At 56.4% G+C, this 5,275-nt stretch carries 5 protein-coding genes; all 5 read left to right on the top strand.

Going from position 1 to position 5,275, the window contains the following annotated elements; genetic code table 11:
- A partial coding sequence (locus tag ACWI8T_RS07960) for a SanA/YdcF family protein (RefSeq protein ID WP_449138556.1) occupies positions 1-639 on the top strand: 639 nt, incomplete at its 5' end.
- Positions 640-714: 75 nt separating this feature from the next.
- Entirely contained in the window at positions 715-1,065 is a 351-nt protein-coding gene (locus ACWI8T_RS07955; RefSeq protein ID WP_449138555.1) for a gamma-glutamyl-gamma-aminobutyrate hydrolase family protein, read from the top strand.
- A gap of 132 nt (positions 1,066-1,197) precedes the next feature.
- Positions 1,198-2,331, top strand: coding sequence for a cysteine desulfurase family protein (locus ACWI8T_RS07950; protein ID WP_449138554.1), 1,134 nt, complete (start codon positions 1,198-1,200; stop codon positions 2,329-2,331).
- Positions 2,332-2,391: 60 nt separating this feature from the next.
- Positions 2,392-3,558, top strand: coding sequence for a tRNA 2-thiouridine(34) synthase MnmA (gene mnmA / locus ACWI8T_RS07945; protein WP_449138553.1), 1,167 nt, complete (start codon positions 2,392-2,394; stop codon positions 3,556-3,558).
- A gap of 284 nt (positions 3,559-3,842) precedes the next feature.
- A complete protein-coding gene (locus ACWI8T_RS07940) occupies positions 3,843-5,090 on the top strand; it encodes a 4Fe-4S binding protein (RefSeq protein WP_449138552.1) in 1,248 nt (415 codons plus the stop codon).
- Positions 5,091-5,275: the final 185 nt, after the last annotated feature.

The raw sequence follows: 5,275 nt of genomic DNA, 5'->3' as shown, positions 1-5,275 counted from the left end.
CTTAAAGGTTTGTTCAAATTCGTGTTGGCAATTGCGGTTGCGGCGATTGCCGCCGTGGGCGGCATTAATGCGTGCGTTGTGCTGTCGGCGAATCCGGCCATTACGACGTTGGACAAATACGAGCAGTCCCGGGTCGCGTCATGCGACGCTATCGTCGTACTTGGGGCGAGCGTGCTGCCCGATGGCTCGCTTTCGCCTATTCTGCAAAAGCGTGTCGATGCGGCAATCGATTTGTATTTCAAGGGCGTGGCCCCCATTGTCGTTATGTCTGGCGACGGCCGCGAATCGAATTACGACGAACCAAACGCGATGAAGGCCTATGCCATTGCGCAGGGTGTTCCTGAATCGGCGATTTATTGCGACGGGGGCGGCTATCACACGTATGACACCATGTGGCGCGTCGCGAATGTATATGGCGCGCAAAGCGTGGCCATTGTCACGCAGAAATACCACCAATATCGCGCGGTGTTTGATGCGCAAGGCGTGGGTATGTCAGCCGTTGGCGTGGTGAGCGATACGGGCACCTATGATGACCAGACCTATTACGATATTCGCGAGTGGCCCGCGCGCGTGCAGGATGCTATTTCGGTATGGGCAGGCGCCGAACCCGACAATCCAGGCGAGGCTATAACGCTGTAAGGCTCTTTCGGTCTTTTACGGAAGCTATACCTTGACAAATTTCTCGAAATAAAGAAACCTATATCCCTAGTTAATATGTGGGTTTCAGAGGGCCGCATTTTGGAGACCGATCGCCTTGCTACGAATTCCATGCATCATCAGGGAGTGCGCACGGTGGCACCCATGTTTGACCCTGTTGCATATGGCCCTGATGGGCTGGTAGAGGCGGTTGAGGTGCGTGACAGGTCGTTCATCATGGGGGTTCAGCGGCACCCTGAATTCTTTGCGGGCACGCGGAAAAAGGGGTGTCTTTTCGCCTCGCTTGCGCAGGAAGCTATTCGCTCACATACTGCGACGGTCGATGCGCGTGGGCGTTGCCGTCTCAATATCAAGAAGGCTCCCGACGCAAGGTCGTGGCCGACAATGGAATATGCCGATGGTATTTAAAAGATGTTCGCATATATTTAGGATGTAGGTACCTAAAAGAAACCAGAAGCAAATTAATTTTAAGTATCAAAAAGATACCGATATAAAAATAATGCCTAGTACCTTAATAATGTAAGGTTTCGAAAAGTAACTATGATATATCTCGATAACGCCGCAACAACTGCATTGCACGAAAGCGTGCTTGAGCGAATGCTTCCGTATTTCAGTGCCGACTTCGGCAATCCGGGGAGCGTGCACGCGGCGGGGCGTACGGCGTTGCATGCCGTGATGAATGCTCGCGCAACGGTTGCGGAATGCCTCGGTTGCACGCCGCGCCAAATCGTTTTTACTTCTGGCGGTACCGAAGCCGACAATCAGGCATTGGCAACGGGAGCTGAATTCGGCCGCAGGGCCCATCGAATGCGCATGGTTGCCTCGTCCATCGAGCATCCTGCAGTGCTCAGGGCGCTTGATTATTGGGAGGCCCAGGGCTTTGTGATTACGCTCGTCAATCCCGATGAGACAGGCGTCGTGAGCGCTCGAGCTATCGAGGCCGTTCTCGATGGTGATGTGTGCCTCGTGAGCGTCATGTCGGCGAACAATGAAACAGGCGTTTTGCAACCCGTTGCCGAAATTGCGCAGGCGGCGCATGCTGCGGGCGCGCTTTTCCATACCGATGCCGTGCAGGCGGCTGGGCACGTGCGTCTCGATGCCGAAGCGTTGGGGGTCGATATGCTGTCGATTTCGGCGCACAAGTTCCATGGCCCCAAGGGGGTCGGCGCGTTGGTATGCCGTACGCGCGAGGGCGCCGAGCCTATCGTGTACGGCGGCGGTCAAGAGCGCGGCCGTCGTTCGGGCACGGAAAACGTGCCAGGCATCGTAGGCTTGGCTGTGGCGCTCGAAGAAGCGTGCGAAACCGTGGAAGAGAATGCAACTCGCGTGCGTGGTTTGCGCGATCGCCTTGAAGAGCAGCTTGAACAAATCGAGGGTGCATATGTCGTAGGAAAAGCGGCCCCACGCGTACCGGGCATTTCGAATGTATGTTTCGAAGGGCTCGACCATCAAGCCCTTATTCCGCTGCTTGATGCACGAGGCGTGTGTGCGTCGGCGGGGTCGGCCTGTTCGGCGGGCGCGGTGAAAACTAGCCATGTGTTGCGCGCTATGGGCGTTTCGGAATCGCTCGCGAAAGGTGCCGTGCGCTTCTCGTTTTCTGTGGATACCACGCAAGAAGATGGAGACGCCGCGGCCGCTGCAATGCACGAAATCGCTGTGTCGCTCAAGCGGTAAAATATCTGCGCCTGCCGTGAGCCGAAAACGGCGGAATGGAACCGATGAAGAAGGATAAACATGGCGAAATCTAAGGGGCGCGTGCTTGTTGCAATGAGCGGCGGCGTCGATTCGAGCGTGACGGCGTATCTGCTGCAGAGCCAAGGCTACGAATGCATCGGCGCTACCATGAAGCTGTACAGCAACGATGCCATTAACAACGATGGCCATACCTGTTGCAGCCTCGATGACGTCGAAGATGCGCGCGACGTTGCGTTCCGCCTGGGAATCCCGCATTACGTGTTCGATTACTCTGAGGAATTCGAAGACGAAGTCATGCGTCCTTTCGTGGAAGAGTACGAAGCGGGACATACTCCCAATCCGTGCATCGAATGCAATCGCCGCATGAAATTCAGTAGGCTTTTGCAGCGTGCCGAGGAACTGGGTTGCGATTTCATTGCTACCGGTCATTACGCTCGAATTGAGCGTGCGGGGCAAGATGTGTCGAGCGCCGCGAGCGTTGACGATGGTTCCGATTCGTGGGCGCGCTATTATGCGCCCGCAAGCGATGACGTTCGTTTCGAGCTACGGCGCGGCCTTGATGCTACGAAGGACCAAAGCTACGTGCTCTCCTTCATGACGCAGAATCAATTGGCTCACACGCTTCTGCCTCTTGGCGGTTTCACGAAAGCTCACGTGCGCGAAATTGCCGAACAGCAAGGTTTCATCAATGCGCAAAAACACGACAGCCAAGATATATGCTTCGTGCCCGATGGCGACTATCTGGGCGTTTTGGAACGCTACCGCGGCTCGTCGTACGAGCCGGGCGAGATCGTCGATGCTCAAGGCAAGGTGCTTGGCCAGCATAAGGGCGCCGTTGCTTACACCATTGGGCAGCGCAAGGGGCTCTGCATTGGAGGCGCTCCCGAGCCTTATTTTGTGCTGGGCAAGAACATGGCCGCCAACCAGGTAGTAGTGGGCCCGCGCGCGGAACTCTCGTCGCAAGGCTGCGTGGCCATGAATTGGAACTGGGTTATGCCGCCCCTTTCGGCTGGTGAGACTATGAACGTGCAGGTGAAGGCCCATTATCGCCAATCTCCTATTCCTGCCGAACTTTCTATCGATTCTGATGGCTCGGTGCGCGCGGCGTACCTCGAACCTCGCCAGGCGGCCGCTCCTGGCCAGGCACTTGTTGCCTACGTGGGCGATTCGGTGGTTGGCGGCGGCACCATTGGTGAAGCCTTCTAGGCGTTTTGCCGTGGCGCCATTCGATTTCGATTGTGCTTTGAAAAATGCCCGATCTGCGTAGGTTTTCGGAGCGGGCGCGAGTGCGCCAGTATTTTGAGAAGATCTGACCTGGTGTTTGCTGCAATCGTCAATCGGCGAAGTCGAGTAACGAAGAAGAACCTGCGCAAATCGGGCTTTTTTTGATGTCGCTTGCGTCGCATGCACCCTGCGATGGGGCGTGTATTGCGTTACCATACATATGGTTCGCGTATGCGAATAATTTTGGCCGCGAATAAGGGGGATTCATGGCTCTTGTCGATAATGTTGCACTTTACGCGCTGGGCTATGCTGCCCACGAGAGCCATCCTATGCGCCTTGACCAGTATTGTTTGAATACGGTGCAGCGCAAATACCCCTGTTCTGATTGCTCCGATGCATGCCCGAAAAGCATCGATATCGCCGCGAAGGAAATCAGCTGGCGCGGTTGCACGAATTGCAATCTGTGCGTTACGGCGTGTCCTACGCAGGCAATCCATGAATCGTCGGCGAGCCTCGATACGGCTCTTGCGAACGCCGGCAGCGCAGGCGACGTTGTGGTGGTGGCGTGCGATCAGCATAAAGGCCAGACCAACGTTCGCGCGCATTGCTTGGCATCAATTCCGTGGGAGCTTGTGGCGGCGCTTGCGCTGAAAAAGCCCGTGGTGCTCAAGGTGAAGGCATGCCGCGAATGCCAGAACGATGATCTTCGCGAAGGCGTGCATGACTTGCTCAGCAGCCTGAAACGCTTTTTTGGCCCAGAGGAATTCAAGAAGCGCATTCATTCCCGTGTACCCGAAGGGGCACATGCGGGTTCGGGCGTATCGAAGCGCACGGCGTTCGAGGGTGCGATGTCTACCGTGAAGCGAGGCGCCGAGGAACTACTGTCCGATATAGACGAGCAGGGTCGCGTGTCGCACTACCGCGCCATTTTGCTTGAAACGTTGCGTGAAATTCCCGAGGAAGAACGCCCCGAAGTCACGTGGCTCACGCTTACCGAAGACGGCAATTGCCGCGGATGCGAGATTTGCTCGAAAATGTGTCCCCATGGCGCGATTGAGCTGCGTATTCCCGAATATGCTGCGGAGCAAAAGCGCCGCGAGGTCGAGCGTGAAGTGAAACGCCGTAAAATTCCCGTGATTGTCGAGCCTTCCGGGAGTGATTCGAGCGACGAGGTTTCGTTTACCTACCAAGCTGCTCCTGCCGGAACTTCGACTCAGGCGCTGAACGAGGCGAAAGAGGCGGCTCTTGCCGCCATCGACGAAGAGCTCGCGCGCAATATATCGCTCGGCCAGGCGTTCGTGCACGATGCGTCGCGCTGCACCCAGTGCGGTCTGTGCTATATGAGTTGCCCTGAAGAAAACATTGGCGGCTGGGCTGAAATAACCACGCGCGAGCTTCCTGCAAAAGTCGAGCATGACCTTGCGGTTCAGCTATGCGAGAAGTGCGGTCGCCCCTTCAAGCCGAAGGCCGACGAAACCAAGTGTACTGCCTGTTCAAGGGTGAGTTTTCTGTAATCGTTTTGCCGGCGACAAACCTGTTAAATGCTCGTAGCGTTTAGCAGGTTTGTTGAAGCGGCCGGTTGGGGCGATGGAATGCGCGGGGCGTAGTGTTTGCTCTGCTGCTTCTCCGACGCGGCATTCTCGCGGGCGTGTTTTGTCTGCGCGGTTAAAGTGTGGGATCAACCGTGCTCAGCAGTTCG

Source organism: Slackia sp., from assembly GCF_977041755.1.
The sequence above is the reverse complement of the archived record's forward strand: the minus strand, read 5'-3'. Positions and strand labels throughout refer to the sequence as shown.

Bases quoted from the DNA above. Each gene is read 5' to 3' on its own strand.
- ACWI8T_RS07955 (WP_449138555.1), top strand. From the start codon at position 715: ATGTGGGTTTCAGAGGGCCGCATTTTGGAGACCGATCGCCTTGCTACG.
- ACWI8T_RS07940 (WP_449138552.1), top strand. From the start codon at position 3,843: ATGGCTCTTGTCGATAATGTTGCACTTTACGCGCTGGGCTATGCTGCC.
- ACWI8T_RS07950 (WP_449138554.1), top strand. From the start codon at position 1,198: ATGATATATCTCGATAACGCCGCAACAACTGCATTGCACGAAAGCGTG.
- mnmA (WP_449138553.1), top strand. From the start codon at position 2,392: ATGGCGAAATCTAAGGGGCGCGTGCTTGTTGCAATGAGCGGCGGCGTC.